Origin of the sequence: Mycobacterium dioxanotrophicus (genome assembly GCF_002157835.1) — a bacterium.
Classification (GTDB): Bacteria; Actinomycetota; Actinomycetes; order Mycobacteriales; family Mycobacteriaceae; genus Mycobacterium; species Mycobacterium dioxanotrophicus.
On sequence record NZ_CP020809.1, the window covers coordinates 3,440,213 to 3,455,434 of the forward strand.

The following is a 15,222-nucleotide window of genomic DNA, read 5'->3' on the forward strand; positions in this document are numbered from 1 at the left end:
TCAACGTATAGCGCACCGGGGGGCTTGCGGCAAGACCCCCGGTATGCCGCAAAATCGCTGGCCGAAGCGCGAACTCGCTGAACAGGGGAGGTTTCATATGCGGGTGTCATCGATTCCGGTAGCCGAGCACGCGGTCGTCGTCGTCGGGGGAGGGCCGACAGGCCTGGTGCTGGCGGCTGAGTTGGCGTTGGCGGGCGTCGACGTCGTGGTCATCGAGCGGCGCACCGATCAGAACCTGGTCGGACAGCGGGCCGGCGGACTGCATGCCCGCACCATCGAGATCTTCGATCAGCGCGGGATCGCCGATCGGTTCCTCCAGCAGGGCCGCCCGGCCCAGGTGAGCGGATTCGCCCAGATTCGCTTGGACATCAGCGACTTTCCCACCCGGCATCCGTACGGGCTGGCGCTGTGGCAGAACCACATCGAGCGCATCCTGGCCGACTGGGTCGACGAGTTGCAGGTGCCGATCCGTCGCGGCCGAGAGGTGGCGGGCATCGCCGCGGACGATGACGGTGTCGACATCGAACTGACGGGCGGGCAGTTCTTGCGTGCCCGGTACGTCGTCGGCTGCGATGGGGGACGCAGCGTGGTGCGCAAGGCTGTCGGCATCGACTTCGTCGGGTGGGATCCGACGACGAGTTATCTGATCGCCCAGGTCGACATGGCGTCGGACGCCGAGCCCGAATGGGGCATCCGGCGCGACGCCGTCGGTGTGCACGCCCTCGCGATGCCCGAGCAGGACGGTGAGCCGCTGCGGGTCATGGTGACTGAGCAGCAGCTCGGTGGGGCCGGCGCACCGACCCTCGCCGATCTGAGTCGGGCACTCATCGCGGTGTACGGAACCGACTACGGAGTCCAAAGTCCCACTTCGATTTCCAGGTTCACCGATGCCGCACGGCAGGCCGTGTCGTATCGCGCTGGTCGGGTCCTGCTCGCCGGCGATGCCGCGCACGTGCACCACCCGATCGGAGGGCAGGGACTCAACACCGGTGTGCAGGACGCGGTGAACCTGGGTTGGAAACTGGCCCAGGTGGTCCACGGGCTGTCGCCGGAGAGCCTGCTGGACACCTATCACGCCGAACGGCATCCGGTCGGGGCGCGGGTACTGCACAACGCGCTGGCCCAGCTCGCCCTGCTGCGCCAGGACGACCGGACAAAAGCGTTGCACGACAGCGTGTCCGAGCTGCTGGGCATGCAAGAACCGCGTACACGCTTCGGTGCGATGATGTCGGGACTCGACATCCACTACCCGCTTACGTGCCACGGTGAGCAGCATCCGTTGCTCGGGCACCGGATGCCCGACCTCGATCTCGTCACCGCGGACGGCCCCGCGCGGGTGTTCGGCCTGCTCCACGCCGCTAGACCGGTGCTGCTCAACTTCGCTGAGCCCGGTGTGTTCGACATTGCCCCGTGGTCCGGCAGGGTTCAGTCGGTCGACGCGAAACACGTTGGTGCATGGGAGCTTCCAGTTCTAGGCGTGGTGCCCACACCGGAAGCCGTGTTGATCCGGCCCGACGGTCATGTCGCCTGGGTCGGCGACGCGCGCGGGGCTGGGCTCACCGATGCGCTCACCACCTGGTTCGGTCCACCGGCGACGGCCGCGTAGCGGCGACCGGTGACCGCTCTGCAACGAGAGCCGTGGCGCGCCTGGGCCGGCCGCTCAGTATCGTTTCGGGTGATGGCACGAGATCGATCAGGCGGCCTGCCCCGCTTCCGCAGCGGGGCGTGGATTGCGCTACCCGGACGCCGTGACCCGGCACCCCTTGCAGGCCAACGCAGCCGGACTCCCAGCGAGATCGGTGAGGTACACACCCGGAAGGTGCTGGACCTCACCATCCGGCTCGCCGAGGTCATGCTGTCGTCGGGGTCGGGCACCGCTGACGTCGTGGCCACGGCCAAGGATGTGGCACAGGCGTACCAGCTCACGGATTGCGTCGTCGACATCGCGTTCACCACCATCTTCGTGTCGGCTCCGCCGACGGTGGATGGCGCGCCCGTGACGATCGTGCGATCGGTGCGGACCCGGGCAACCGACTACACCCGGATGGCGGACCTGGACCGACTGGTCCAGCAGATCACTTCCGGCGAGGTCACGCTGGATCATGCCCACGAGGCCATGGACAGGCTCACCGAACGTCCCCATCCCTACCCGCGGTGGCTGGCGACGGCCGGCTGGGCGGGCTTTGCCCTCGGCGTTGCGATGTTGCTCGGCGGTACCTGGTTCACCTGCCTGCTGGCTGCGCTGACCGCCGCCGCCATCGATCGGCTGGGGCGTGTGCTCAACCGGATGGGCACGCCGTTCTTCTTCCAGAACGTCGTCGGCGCGGCCGTGGCGACGCTCGTTGCGATCGGGGCGTACCTGGCCACCGGCGAGGGACTCACGGCGCTGGTCGCCACCGGAATCGTCATGCTGCTATCAGGATTGACGCTGGTCGGCGCGACGCAGGACGCGCTCACCGGTCACATGATCACCGCGGTGGCCCGGCTCAGCGAGGCGCTGTTCCTCACCGCCGGGATAGTCGTCGGCATCATCGCGGGCCTGCAGGTCGTCACCGTCGCCGGCATCGAGATCCGATTGCATGTCGATACGACGCTGACGTTCGTCCCAGTGGACCGGCCGCTGCCCATCTTTCTGGCGGTTGCCGGCGCCGCGCTGGCCAGCGTGTGCTTCACGATCGCGAGCTATGCACCACTGCGTTCGGCCGCACCGGCCGGGCTCGCAGCCGCGCTGGCCGAATTGGTGCTGATCGGCCTGGGCCTGGCCGGATTCGGCCAACTGGTGGCGACGGGTATCGCGGCCACCGGCGTCGGCCTGTTCGCCACGCTGGTGTCGGTCCGGCGGCGGGCACCCGCCCTGGTGACCTCGACGGCGGGCATCATGCCGATGCTGCCGGGCATGGCGGTGTTCCGTGCGGTCTTCTTCTTCGCCGTCGAGGACCGATTCACCGATGGCGTCGCGCAGATGGTGGCGGCCGGCGCCACAGCATTGGCGCTGGGCGCGGGTGTGGTGATGGGTGAGCTGTTCGGGTCCCCGCTGCGACACGGCACCGGACGGATTCGTGATTTCTTCCGGATCGAAGGGCCGCCGGGCCTGCGGCGGGTGGTGGGCCGCGTCGCGCGGCTACGCCCGGCCGTGACGCCACCGTCGGAGCCCAGCCCGCGACGCCAACGGAACTTCGCGCTCAAACCGAAGCCCGCCACGGAGCCCGGCGACGCGGAGGACGCCAACGGCCAGGACGACACGTCGGATTGACCTCAGCGGGTTGGCAGTTGCCGAGCCCAACCACGCGACTGGCACTACGCCGCAGGCGGACGCGGATCAGGTGAGCGGGATGAACCCGTCGTTGATCCACACGCCCCAGTGACCGCCCGAACCCCAGTCCCACCACACGACCGGCTGGCCCTGCCACGTCTGCGCCGGTTTGCGCGGCGCCGAGGCCGGTGCCTCGAGCGATGGCGGCGGTGCAGCAGGGTCGGCGCTCGCGGTGGCGGCGCCCAGACCGACTGCTGAGCCGGCGATCGCGCCGGCGACCGCGACGGCCGCCAGAGCGCTCTTGCTGGTGAGGATCATGTTTGCGTACCTCGGCGGTTGGGACTGAAGTCGGACACGTGAAGCTTAACCAATCTAAGCGATCGCGTGTCAGTCGAGTCGCCTTGGTAGCGGCGCGAAAAAAGATGACGAGAGATGTCGAGAACGTTGTCGCGGCTCCGTCCCAGACGTGAACAACCAACTAGGGTCGCTCACCGAGCGGACCAGAAACGGAGAATGTCATGGCCAAGTACCTGCTGCTCAAGCACTATCGCGGCGCGCCTGCTGCCGTCAACGATGTGCCGATGGATCAGTGGACGCCCGCCGAGATCGAGGCGCACATCGGCTATATGAACGATTTTGCGGCTCGGCTGCAGGAAAGCGGCGAATACGTCGACAGCCAGGCCCTCGCACCCGAGGGCGCCTGGGTGCAATACGGCGGCCAGGGCAAGCCGCCGGTGACCGACGGCCCGTTCGCCGAGACCAAGGACCTGATCGCGGGCTGGATGATCATCGACGTCGATTCGTATGACCGCGCAGTGGAGCTGGCCGGCGAGTTGTCCGCAGCGCCCGGCGCCGGAGGTGCGCCGATCCACGAATGGCTTGAGGTGCGGCCGTTTTTGACCCACACGCCGACCGTCACCGAGTAGCGGTCGGACGGCTTTGCGGTGGACGAGGCACAGCTCCGGGATCTGATCCCCGGTGTGCTCGCGGCGCTCGTCCACCGCGGCGCCGACTTCATCACAGCCGAGGACGCCGTCCAAGAGGCGCTCGTCAAAGCCGTTGAGACATGGCCGAATACGCCGCCGGACGATCCCAAGGGCTGGCTGATCACCACGGCGTGGCACCGTTTCCTCGATCTCGTCAGATCCGACACGGCACGACGCAACCGCGAGGACCGGCTGTCGGCCGAGCCGCCGCCTGGGCCCAGCAGCTCGACGGATGACACGCTGCAGTTGTATTTCCTGTGCGCGCACCCCAGTCTGACGCCGTCCTCGGCCGTCGCGCTCACACTGCGCGCGGTCGGTGGCCTGACCACCCGCCAGATCGCCCAGGCGTATTTCGTACCCGAAGCGACGATGGCTCAGCGGATCAGCCGCGCGAAGCGGACCGTGGGTGCCGCGCGATTCGACCGTCCCGGCGATCTGCACACGGTGTTGCGGGTGCTGTACCTGGTCTTCAACGAGGGGTACACCGGCGACGTCGATCTCGCCGTCGAGGCCATTCGACTGACGCGGCAGCTGACAGCGGCGACGGATGACCCCGAGGTCTCCGGCCTGCTCGCGCTGTTCCTGCTCCACCATGCACGACGCACGGCCAGGACCCGCCCGGACGGCAGCCTGGTGTCGCTGTCCGAGCAGGACCGCGGCCTGTGGGAGCGTGACCTCATCGCCGAGGGGGTCGCGGTGCTGCAGGCTGCGTTGGCGCGTGACCGACTGGGGGAGTACCAGGCGCAGGCGGCCATCGCGGCGCTGCATGCCGACGCGCAGACCGTCGAGGAGACCGACTGGGTGCAGATCGTCGAGTGGTACGACGAACTCGTCCGGCTCACCGACAGCCCGATCGTCCGGCTCAACCGCGCTGTCGCCGTCGGTGAGGCCGACGGACCACAGGCGGGTCTTGCGGCGCTGGCACAGCTCGATCCGACGTTGCCGAGGTACCCCGCGGCAGCCGCGTACCTGCACGAAAGATCCGGTGATATCGCCACGGCCGCAAGGCTTTACACCGAGGCTGCGACCCACGCGCAGAATCTGGCCGAGCGCAACCACCTCACGCTGCAGGCGGCAGTCTTGCGCCAGCGGCTCTCGTCCGGTGCCTGCTGAGGCTCCGATGAACGGCTGATCGAGTACGGAACGACGGCGAGCAGCGGGCCGGGCACATTCGCCGTGCGATAGGTGCGCCGCTCCGATGTGTGCGACGATGCCTTCTACGCTCGGCTCGTTCGTCATGAACTCCGGGGCCGCAACAGACTCCCACGGGGCAACAGAGAGGACCGCCGGATCGATGACCCAGCGCCGTGCCACGCTCTCCACCAGCACTGTGAAGTTCGCGATCGCAGGCGTGGCCGCGGTCGGTGCCGTTCTTGCCCCCGCCGCCCCGGCGTTGGCCGATCCGCCCGCTCCAGCTCCCACACCGGCTCCGGCCGATCCGGCCGCCGCGGCTCCCGGCCAGGTTGTCGTGACGAACGACGGCCCGGCGGGTCCGCCTGCCGCGCCGCCGGTCGGCCCGCCTCAGGTCCCTGAGATCGCGAATCCGGTCTATGGCTCCGGCCAGTACGGTTCGGGCCCGATCGGGTCGTTGCGAGATCTGTGGCACCAGGCTCGCGACCCGTACGCGTTCCAGGATCCCGACGTGGCCGGCGGCGTCGCGCCCCCGCCCGGCGCGGGGCCCGCACCGAAACTGCCGCCGGGATACGTGTCGATCAATGCGCCGGGCTCTGAGACCCCGGTGACCGCGCCTGCCCCGGGCAGTGCGCCTGCCGGTCCGGCCCTGCCGCCCGGGTACTACCCGTTGAACGGCCCGCCGCCGCCCGGATACCAGTTCAACAACGCACCGGGTGGTCAACCACAGCCGCCCGCGCCCGGGGAGCCTGTGACCCCCGCTCCGGCATCCTGACAAACACCTCATCGACGTTTTTTGCGCAGTGTCGGGCCGAGGGCCGTCGCGCCGCCGCTGCGGAGCCTGCTCGCCGGCCACGGGCGGCCGATGGCAAGTGTCCGGCGCTGTGTGTAACCCCTGGTTGAAGTTCACCGGCGTGAATCCGTTGGCGTCGGTGTAGGTCGGCGGCAACCAGCCCGGCTCGTTCGGGAGCACCGTGTCAGGCCGAACCGGGGGCCGCCCAGGCTTCGGATCTATGCGCAATGCGTGCCATCCCGCACTAGAACTGGGGCCGGAAGCGGGGGGCATGCCGCTCATCGGGTTGTTGCCATTGCTCAAGTAGGGAGCGAGCGGATCGTCATCGAACGGTTCGGGAACCGGGCTGCGGTTGAACCACAATAACCACAGCTACCTCACATATCACACCAGTAACACTATTCATTATTGCCACTATGGCAACTTTGAGACAATGCGTATCAAATCCACCATTTGTCACAGCTATTCGGTCAAATTGTGTGAGCGCGGATGGGTGCCGCCGCTGGTGTTGTCGATGTAGGTGACTTTCTGACCTGCGACGATGGGGTGAATCAGCTCTCACCAGTCCCATTTGGCACATAACTATTAAATAAACTCAAAGAAGACAATTAGACTCTCTAGCACGCCTGATTAACTTCTGCCCCGTTGGTAAACTCCGTATCACGATGGAGGGTGGGAAAAGCGTCTCGCCCTTGCCTTTAACGGCGTGCGCCTTGGCGCACGGCCCAATGAAGGGATCGACATGCTCGTGCGAAAGATCGTCACGGTGCTCGCGATCATCGGTGCGATGGCCGTGGCCCAAACCACCCTGCAAGTCCCGGCTGCCGACGCTGAACCCAACTGGGACGCGATGGCTCAATGCGAATCGGGCGGGAACTGGTCGGCTGACACCGGTAATGGCTTCTACGGAGGGTTGCAGTTCACCCCGGCCACATGGGCGGCCAACGGCGGGACGGGTTCGCCGGCTGCCGCCCCTCGCGCCGAGCAGATCCGGGTGGCGCGCAATGTGCTGCAGACGCAGGGACTCGGTGCCTGGCCGGTCTGTGGTGGACCGGTCGGGATGGCCTCGGGGACGTGCCGCTCGATGATGGCCTGGATACCCATCGGGCGTCTGCCGCGGTTGTGCACGCTGCTGCTCAACCCGTTCGGCTGAGCCCGCACCTACCCGGCGGGCTTGCGGGCCCGCAGGGTGTAGCTGAGCGGTGCCACGCCGGACCGCGTGGCGAGTGCCCATTCCCCGTTGGGGCGCAATGTCATCTGGCCCGGCAGTGCTTCCCAGGGCACGCTGTCGTGTTCGACGAACATCTCCAGCCGCAAGCCGGCATCCAGTACGGCGGTGATGATGTCACCGACTGAGTGGTTCCACTCGTAGGTCTTGGTCGCATGCAGCGTGGTGCTGGTCGGCACGTAGGTCGACGCGTCGTCCCATTCCATGGGGGTCTCGTGCTCGAAGTACGGAAACCGCAGATGCAGGTCATCATCCAGGGATTCGTCCATCGACCACAGGATCGGGTGCCCCTCGCGGATGTGGACGACCCCTTCCGGAGCGAGCAGCGAGGCCACTACATTCGCCCATTGGCCGACGTCGGGCAGCCAGCACAGCGCGCCCACGCCCGTGTAGACCAGATCGAAGCTTCCGGCAGGCAGGACGGACGTGGCATCGCGGACGTCTGCCTGGACGAAGTCGACGGTGTCGCCGGTCTCGGCCACGAGTCGTCGCGCCTCCTCGACCGAGCGCCCGGAGAAGTCCAGACCCGTCACCCTTGCGCCGAGCCGGGCGAGCGAGAGAGTGTCGGTGCCGATGTGGCACTGCAGATGTACCGCCCGGACGCCGTTGATGTCGCCGAGCCGGGGGAGATCGAACCGTACGACGTGGGACAGCGCTGACCGGTCTTCGATGAACTGCTGGACGCGGTATCCGGAACCGTCACGGGCAGCGTGCAGCCCGGCACGATCGTCCCAATTGGCACGGTTCGCGTCGAAGAAGTCGGTCATCATCCTCACAGCCGTCGGACATCGAGCGCGGTCTCGGTCACCGCGCGGTCGGATGCGTCAACGAAATATGCACCTGCCGAGGAGTTTTCGGCGACTGCTTCGGTGAGTTCGGTGCCGCGGTAGAGCAAGCCCGCACCGTCGTCGGTGGCGTACGCCGCCGGCAACACGTTGTCGCCGACGAGCTTGTGCAGCAAGGGGCGACGTTGATCCTCTGAGTCGTAATGCACGCCGTTGGCATACGGGACGAAGCCAAGGCCGTTGCCGAGAGGTTGTAGTTGCGGCCCGAACGAGTCTGTCGTGCCGCCGGTGTGCCAGCAGATCGAACCGGCCGATATGCCGGTCAGAACGACACCGGCCTGCCATGCGGTGTGTAGGGCGACGTCGACGCCGTGCAGTCGCCACATCGCGAGGAGCCCGGCGACGCTGCCACCGAACACCCACACGACATCGTGGGCAAGGAGATGTTCGGTGATGTCCTCGACATTGGGCATGGGGAACAGCGACACGTGTGAGGGGGTGAAGCCGCGAGCCTGTGCTGCCTCGGTGAGGTAGTGCAGGACAGCCTTGTCATCACCCATTGCCGTCGCCAAGAGGCAGAGGCGCGGGGAGCGACCGGTCACGCCGGACAATTCGACAGCGAAGTCGGTGAGGGCGGTGAAGGCGAACCGAGTTCGGCGGCCCGCTCCGATACCACCGCTCGTCGCCAGAATCGTCGGCACGTCTGCGGGCATAGCCCGACCGTAGGCGTTGTCTTCTCGTGTCGACAACCGCTTTTCCGTGCGCCTGATTTTTCGCTGAGAGTTTGGATTAGATAGCCCACCTCGACAAGTTAACGATATATCGTGATATTGACGCGATGCAGCGTTGAATCGAACAGGTGAAGACCTCACGAGAGGGAGGCAGACATGTTTCACGGTGGATTCCCCGGTGGATTCGGCTTCGGGGGAGCGGGTTTCGGGCCCTTCGGTGGAAGTTTCGGTGGGCCCGGCTTCGGTGAGCCCGGTTTCGGTGGCGGCTTCGGCGGGCCGGGATGGGGCGGCCCAGGTTTCGGCGGCCACGGGTTCGGCCGCGGCAAGTTCGCGGCGGCAGCGACGGCGGCTCTGCTGCTCGACGGTCCCGCCGACGCAGCGGAGATCACAAGGCGGGTTACCGAGGCGACCGACGGCGCTTTCACGCCGCCCGAAGGGGCCGCGGAGGTGGGCATCGGCTTGTTGGCGGGGCGGGGCGTGGTGACCGTCGACGACGGTGTCGCGACCCTGACTGAGTTCGGCGAGAACATCCTGGCCTGGCGAGGCATCAACAGCGATACCGCGCACGCGTTCCTGGCGCAGGCCTCGAAGTTCGCCGGTGTTCTCAAGCTGCGCAAGGAGTTGTTCGAGGTCGCCGGTCTGGCCCGAACGATCATGTGGACCGGGACGGACGAGCAGAGGGAGAAGCTTCAGGAGGCGAGGAACACGATCCTGGCCGCCGTCACCGACGCCAAGCGGTCGCTCTACGCGGCTCTCGCGCAGGGCTGAACTGACCCTGTTTCGGCGCGGTCGCCTTCTGCGTGGCCGAGCCGAATCCGGTTCTGTGGCTTAATGTTTGCGTCGCCGTGGAGGCGCTCGATCAGGTCCACTGGTCCCATGGCACGCTCCAGTCGCCGTTCTGCCACAGCTGCAACGGTTTTCCGCCGGTGTTCTTGACCTCGACGACATCGCCGGGCACCGAGAAGTTGTAGAACCAGGCGGCGTTGTCGTGGTTGAGGTTCAGGCAGCCGTGGCTGGTGTCGGTCTTTCCTTGTGCCCAGACCGTGGCTTCGAGCTCATGCAGGTACACGCCGTCCGAGCTGATCCGCACGGCGTAGTTGATCGACTCCTTGTACCCGAGGTGTGAGTTGATCGGCAGTCCGTAAGTGGACGAATCCATCACCACTGGGTTGCTCTTGTCCATGACGGTGTAAACCCCGGGCTGGGTCCAGAAGCTCAGCGTCTTGTCGCCCACCTTCTCGGTGCCGCCGCGTCCCATGGAGGTCGGCATGGTGCGCACCAGGGTGCCGCCGTCGTAGACGCTGACCTGCTTGGTCGCATCGTCGGCGATGGACACGTGCGACGCCCCGATGGTGAACGTCAACGGCGCGTCCTGACCCACGGTGACCACGGTGCCGGGTGCGTAGTACTGCGGCGGGCGCCAATGCGCGGTGTGGTCGTCCACCCAGTGCCACGCCCCGGCCACCGGCGGGTCCGTGGTCACCGCGAGTTGCCGTTCGGCTGCGCCGCGGTCGTCGACGGGGCCGGCGAAGTGTGCGACCACGACCATCCCGACGCCGTAGGTCGCGCCTGCTTGCAGAGGCGCACCCGACGTCCCGGTCAGCGACGGCGGAGGCAGGCCGGGATCGTCGGCATGCGACACCCCCGCCGGTGCGCACAGCAGTGCAGTCAGCGCTGTCGCCACCGAACCGAGCAGCATCGACGTCCGCACTGCACTCACCATTGGCCATACTCCGATTCACGAATGCGGATCCGGTTCGGACCCAGTCGTTAGGCATCCTAGCCATCGACGCTGTCAGCGAAGCTGTGACGCGGCGCGCACAGAAACCGCTTCGGCGCGGTGTCAGGACCTACGGCGTATGTGTGTGGGCGGGGCGCTTATCGGCAGCCGTTGGCGCTGACCCACCGACCGTTGTAGCCGACGCAGCCGGTGATGGCCGGCGGCGGAGGGGGTGGCGGTGGTGGAACGTCCTCTGGCAACGGCGCGTAGTACGTGGGCGGAGGGACATATGGCGCGATGGCGTCGGCGATGTTCGCGCAGCCGCTGACATTGATCCGGCGGCCCGCGCCGACGCACACGTCGGCCGCGGCGGTGCCCGCAGGCGTGATGAACACGAGCGCGCCCGGTACGGCAGCGGTCGCCAACGCGGCCGCGATCCAGGACCGGCGTGACCGGGACGGGGTCGATGTATTCAACATCACTGTCCTAGCAGTGGCTGGTCGGGTTCGGACATGCCGCAGCGGTTGCGGAAGTCGACGAGCGGTTGGCGGATACCGAGAAGATCTGTATGCGCCTGCGGGTTGCCGTCGAAGTAGGTGCGCACCGCATCCGCCATCTGGTCGCGCGGCTGGCCGCGCAGGCTGGTGTAGAAGTCGTTGACGTCCGGATGGGTGAACAGATAGGCCGATACCGATGCTGCGACACCGGCGGAGACACCGGCCAGGTCTGCCGCCGTGCAGTTGGGCGCGTCAACGGGCTCGGCTGCCGCGGTCGGCGACATGAACAGGCAGGCCATGAGCGCGGCGGCAGCGCCCGCCATGGGCAGTCCTGCTCGTCGTGCAATCGAAGAAGTCACTGGCATGGCAGGGCGATCCTTCCCGGTTGTGGCACCGACATCGAGCTGCGGCGCAGCGCAGCAGGATTATAGCGGGTCCCATACCGCGCGGGTTGCCGAATTCCCCTGGTATTCCGGCGTCTTCGTAGTCCTCGTCCGTCTTCGTGGGCGAGCAGTTGCGCCGTCCTAAGCGCACACCACGGCTCGGACGATGTCGTTGACCACATCGTCTTGCTCGATCCAACACAGGTGGCCCGCGTCGTGGAGCGTGACGACTTTTGCGTGTGGCAATCGCCGTGCCAGGTGGGCCGCGTTCTCGTAGGGCACCACCCGGTCGGCTGTTCCGTGCACGATCACGGTCGGTTGTGTCACTTCCCCGCGGGGTAGGCCACGGCGCAGAAAGGTGGCCGCAGCGGTGTACTGCAACCGCCAGCACGCCGTCGGCGTCGGCGAACGCAACCGCAGTGCCAGTAACTTCTCGAACTCTTCGGGATGGTCTTGTGCCCATCCTGGAGCGAAGGACAGCGGCATGGTCGCTCGGGCGAACCCCGCAGAGCCGAGGGGAACCGCTGCGGCCCAGGCCCTTTGGGTCTCCATCGGAACGGGCCGCGATCCGGGCCCTCCACTTGTCGTGGCGATCAGCACCAGCGACTTCACTGCGTCGGGATGACGTAACGCCAGGCTCTGTGCGATGTAACCGCCCATCGAGGCGCCGACGACGTGGGCCGGCCCGTTTCCGCGTTGACGAAGCACTTCGTAAGCGTCGTCTGCCATTTGGGCGATCGAGTAGGGTGCGGTCGGCTTGCCCGACAGTCCGGTGCCCCGGTTGTCCATGAGAAGCACACGGGCGACGTCGGAGACGGGTTTGATCTGGCGGTGCCAGCACCACGACGCGTACCCGAGAGCGGGAATGAACAGCACGTCTTCGCCGCTGCCGCTCTCGGACACGTGCAGCCGGGTGTCGTCGGAGGCGATCACGCAGTCAGTGCTGTAATCGGTGGTCACGGCACCCCATCAGATCAGGGCCAGCTGTTTGGCCGCGGCGGTCAGTTCGTCACGGAATTTGGGATCTGCGATGGAGATCAATGCTGTTGCGCGCTCGCGGAGGGTCTTGCCTCGCATCTCGGCGACACCGTATTCGGTCACGATCTTGTCGACGGTGTTCTTGGAGGTGGTCACGACAGAACCGGGGGACAGGGTGGGACGGATCTTCGATATGGAGCCGTCGCGCGTCGTCGACTGCAGGACGATGAAGCCCTGGCCGCCTTCGGAATACATTGCACCCCGGGCGAAGTCGTACTGGCCGCCGCTTGAGGAGAAGTACCGGCCGCCGACGGTCTCCGATGCGCATTGGCCGAAGAAATCGACCTCGGTGGTTGCGTTGATGGAAACGAAATTCGGTTCTTGCGCAATGACTCTGGGGTTGTTCACCCAGTCGACAGGGGCAAAGTCCACAGCGGAGTTCTCATGCAGGAAGTCGTAGAGCCGCTGGGAGCCCAGTGCCAGCGTCGTCACGATTTTCCCGCGTCGGTAGTGCTTGTGCGTACCCGTGACCACACCGGACTCGACCAGATCGATGACACCGTCAGACAGCAATTCGGTATGCACCCCAAGGTCTTTGTGGTCCTTGAGCATCGCCAGCAGGGCGTTGGGCATCCCACCGATTCCCGCCTGCAGAGTCGCACGGTCGGGGATGCGCTCGGCCACCATCGCCGCAATAGCCCGGTCCTTGTCGGTCGGCACGACGGTGTGGGCTTCGACCAGGGGATAGTCGACCTCGGTCCAGCCCGCGATCTGGCTGACATGAACCTGGTTGCCCCCGAACGTCCGCGGCATCTGCCGGTTGGCCTCGAGGAAGAAGGGCACTCGCCCGATGAGAGAAGCCGTGTAGTCACAGTTCGTTCCGAGCGAGAAGTACCCGTGCCGGTTCGGCGGCGAGGCCGCGGCGATCACCAACGAGCAATTGGTGGACCGCCGAATCAGGTCGGGCACTTCGCTGAAATGATTGGGCACCAGATCGCATTTGCCCTCGGCATACGCCTTGCGCGTCGCAGGCGCCAGGAAGTACGACACGTGCCGAAGGTGATCACCGAACTCCCCGTTGATGTACCGGCGCTCCCGCAACGCGTGCATCTGATGGATTCGGACACCGTCGAGCTGGTCTGCGTGTTCCTCCAGCGTGTCGACGAGCGTGACGGCTTCCCCGTTCGCGTTCGGCATCACAATGTCGGCGCCAGGCTTGATGTGCTCCAGAACGGCTTCCGGCGGTACCGCTTTGGGGAGAACAGATGAGGTCATGGCGTCGGTCCCTATTTGAGCGCCTCGCGCGTCGCCTTGATGTAGGCGGCACTGAGGTCCTGGATGAACTGTGCGTGCGCGGTCGCCAAGGCCGACAGCCAGTCCAGCTGGGTGCCGCCGGCCGATTTCTTCGAGAAGTCGACCATGCTCTTCAAGGTGGCCTCGTAGGCGTCGAGGGACGCACGGCCCGCGGTCTTCGAGGTTTCGATCAGACGCTCATTCATTTCGCGAATTCGGGAAATGGTTTCGTCGATGCTCGCGTTGTCGAATTGAGGCGATTTGAATGCACCGAAATCCATGGTGGTTTTCTCCTTTTATTGATGGCGGGCCAGGTGTAGAAATGGTCACACGTCGCGCTTGGACAGCCAATCGACGATGCCCTCGCCGACGATTCCCTGAGATTTGGTGGATACGAACAATCCGATGTGGCCGCCCGGCAGTCCCAACTCGGTGTAATCGTCGGTGCCCAGCTTTCCGCTGAGGGCCCGCGACGTCGCCGGCGGAATGATGTGGTCGGCCAGTGCGTAAATGTTGAGTACCGGCATGGTGACAGCTCGCAGGTCGACGTCGCGACCGCCCAGCTGCCAGGAATTATTGATCAGCCGGTTCTCCTGGTAGAGATCTTGCAGCCATTCTTTGGCAGCCTGGCCGGCATGATCGGGCCGGTCCGAGAGCCACTTTTCCATGCGGAGGAAGTTGAGGAATTTCTTCTCGTCGTCGATCACGTCGGGCATGTCGAGATTGTATTTCGTGGCTGACCTCACGGGCGTCAGCATTGCGAAAAGCGCCCCCATGAATTCGCCGGGCAGCACACCCCAAACTTCGATCATCTTGTCGATGTCTTCTTTCGACAGATTACGGGTCCAGAGGTTGATGAACCCTTTTCCCGGGTCATCCTCCTGTTCGTCGGCATGAAAATCGAGCGGCGTGATCGCCATGATCAGATTCTGGACTTTGTCAGGTTCGAGCGCGGCGTACGCGAGCGTGAACACGCCGCCCTCGCAGATGCCGAGCAGGTTGACCTTGTCCGCCCCGGTTGTCTCACACATCGCAGCGACGCACTCGTCGATATACCCGGAGACGTAGTCGTCGATACCGACCCATCGGTCGGCCCGTGACGCGTTGCCCCAATCCACCACCCATAGATCGATTCCCAGATTGAGGAGGTTGCGCACCAGGGAGCGGTCCTCTTGGAGGTCGGTCATCGTGTAGCGGCCGATGAGGCTGTACACGACAAGCACCGGGGTGCTGACCGTGCGCTCGCTCAGGGGACGATATCGATACAGCGTCACCTTGTCGGTCCGCAGGATTTCATCCTTTGGCGTCGTGGCGATCTCGACGTCGTCGTCGCGGATGGTGCGCAGCTTCTCCACGCCGGCGGCGACTTTGGTGTTGAGCGCGGCCACCTCGCGCGCCAGCTCGGTCGCGTTGGGGATCGGCAACGACATTGGCTCAGTCCTCC

General features: G+C 65.9%; 16 protein-coding genes and 1 pseudogene. 7 read left to right on the forward strand and 10 right to left on the reverse strand.

Going from position 1 to position 15,222, the window contains the following annotated elements; genetic code table 11:
- Positions 1-97 precede the first annotated feature (97 nt).
- Both BTO20_RS16620 and BTO20_RS16625 read left to right on the forward strand, forming a co-directional pair.
- Entirely contained in the window at positions 98-1,606 is a 1,509-nt protein-coding gene (locus BTO20_RS16620) for an FAD-dependent monooxygenase (RefSeq protein ID WP_087077455.1), read from the forward strand.
- A gap of 72 nt (positions 1,607-1,678) precedes the next feature.
- A complete protein-coding gene (locus tag BTO20_RS16625) occupies positions 1,679-3,253 on the forward strand; it encodes a threonine/serine exporter family protein (RefSeq protein ID WP_087077456.1) in 1,575 nt (524 codons plus the stop codon).
- Between the two features lie 66 nt (positions 3,254-3,319).
- Here the strand turns inward: BTO20_RS16625 and BTO20_RS16630 are convergent, their stop codons facing one another.
- Positions 3,320-3,571, reverse strand: a complete 252-nt coding sequence (locus BTO20_RS16630) for a hypothetical protein (RefSeq protein WP_087077457.1) — start codon at positions 3,569-3,571, stop codon at positions 3,320-3,322.
- Between the two features lie 200 nt (positions 3,572-3,771).
- Between BTO20_RS16630 and BTO20_RS16635 the strand changes: the two genes are divergently transcribed.
- From BTO20_RS16635 to BTO20_RS16650, 4 genes are all read left to right on the forward strand, one after another.
- A complete protein-coding gene (locus tag BTO20_RS16635) occupies positions 3,772-4,179 on the forward strand; it encodes a YciI family protein (RefSeq protein ID WP_064944003.1) in 408 nt (135 codons plus the stop codon).
- Positions 4,180-4,197: 18 nt separating this feature from the next.
- A complete protein-coding gene (locus tag BTO20_RS16640; RefSeq protein WP_087077458.1) occupies positions 4,198-5,352 on the forward strand; it encodes an RNA polymerase sigma factor in 1,155 nt (384 codons plus the stop codon).
- A gap of 181 nt (positions 5,353-5,533) precedes the next feature.
- The gene (locus BTO20_RS16645) at positions 5,534-6,145 is read left to right on the forward strand and encodes a hypothetical protein (protein WP_087077459.1); all 612 of its coding nucleotides are present in this window, start codon (positions 5,534-5,536) and stop codon (positions 6,143-6,145) included.
- 760 nt (positions 6,146-6,905) lie between these two features.
- Complete coding sequence (locus tag BTO20_RS16650) at positions 6,906-7,316, forward strand: transglycosylase family protein (RefSeq protein ID WP_087077460.1); 411 nt, start codon at positions 6,906-6,908, stop codon at positions 7,314-7,316.
- An 8-nt stretch (positions 7,317-7,324) separates the two neighbouring features.
- On the opposite strand, the gene BTO20_RS16655 is transcribed toward BTO20_RS16650, so the two are convergent.
- Both BTO20_RS16655 and BTO20_RS16660 read right to left on the reverse strand, forming a co-directional pair.
- Positions 7,325-8,161, reverse strand: a complete 837-nt coding sequence (locus tag BTO20_RS16655) for a class I SAM-dependent methyltransferase (protein WP_198344415.1) — start codon at positions 8,159-8,161, stop codon at positions 7,325-7,327.
- Positions 8,162-8,163: 2 nt separating this feature from the next.
- A complete protein-coding gene (locus tag BTO20_RS16660; RefSeq protein ID WP_087077461.1) occupies positions 8,164-8,889 on the reverse strand; it encodes a Type 1 glutamine amidotransferase-like domain-containing protein in 726 nt (241 codons plus the stop codon).
- Between the two features lie 174 nt (positions 8,890-9,063).
- On the opposite strand from BTO20_RS16660, the gene BTO20_RS16665 reads away from it, so the two are divergent.
- Positions 9,064-9,675, forward strand: coding sequence for a hypothetical protein (locus tag BTO20_RS16665; protein ID WP_087077462.1), 612 nt, complete (start codon positions 9,064-9,066; stop codon positions 9,673-9,675).
- 91 nt (positions 9,676-9,766) lie between these two features.
- On the opposite strand, the pseudogene BTO20_RS16670 reads toward BTO20_RS16665, so the two are convergent.
- The 7 genes and pseudogenes from BTO20_RS16670 to phaC all read right to left on the reverse strand — a co-directional run.
- Positions 9,767-10,510: pseudogene (locus BTO20_RS16670) on the reverse strand (L,D-transpeptidase); the annotation flags it as partial.
- A gap of 275 nt (positions 10,511-10,785) precedes the next feature.
- A complete protein-coding gene (locus BTO20_RS16675; RefSeq protein ID WP_087077464.1) occupies positions 10,786-11,106 on the reverse strand; it encodes a hypothetical protein in 321 nt (106 codons plus the stop codon).
- Positions 11,106-11,489: a heme-binding protein gene (locus tag BTO20_RS16680; protein WP_087077465.1), complete on the reverse strand. Its 384-nt coding sequence runs from the start codon at positions 11,487-11,489 to the stop codon at positions 11,106-11,108. Before BTO20_RS16680 ends, BTO20_RS16675 begins: the two co-directional genes overlap by 1 nt.
- Positions 11,490-11,648: 159 nt before the next feature.
- Positions 11,649-12,467, reverse strand: coding sequence for an alpha/beta fold hydrolase (locus tag BTO20_RS16685; RefSeq protein WP_087077466.1), 819 nt, complete (start codon positions 12,465-12,467; stop codon positions 11,649-11,651).
- Positions 12,468-12,476: 9 nt separating this feature from the next.
- Complete coding sequence (locus BTO20_RS16690; protein ID WP_087077467.1) at positions 12,477-13,760, reverse strand: acetyl-CoA hydrolase/transferase family protein; 1,284 nt, start codon at positions 13,758-13,760, stop codon at positions 12,477-12,479.
- 11 nt (positions 13,761-13,771) lie between these two features.
- Positions 13,772-14,059: a hypothetical protein gene (locus tag BTO20_RS16695; protein ID WP_087077468.1), complete on the reverse strand. Its 288-nt coding sequence runs from the start codon at positions 14,057-14,059 to the stop codon at positions 13,772-13,774.
- A 45-nt stretch (positions 14,060-14,104) separates the two neighbouring features.
- The gene (phaC, locus tag BTO20_RS16700) at positions 14,105-15,208 is read right to left on the reverse strand and encodes a class III poly(R)-hydroxyalkanoic acid synthase subunit PhaC (RefSeq protein WP_087077469.1); all 1,104 of its coding nucleotides are present in this window, start codon (positions 15,206-15,208) and stop codon (positions 14,105-14,107) included.
- Positions 15,209-15,222 lie beyond the last annotated feature (14 nt).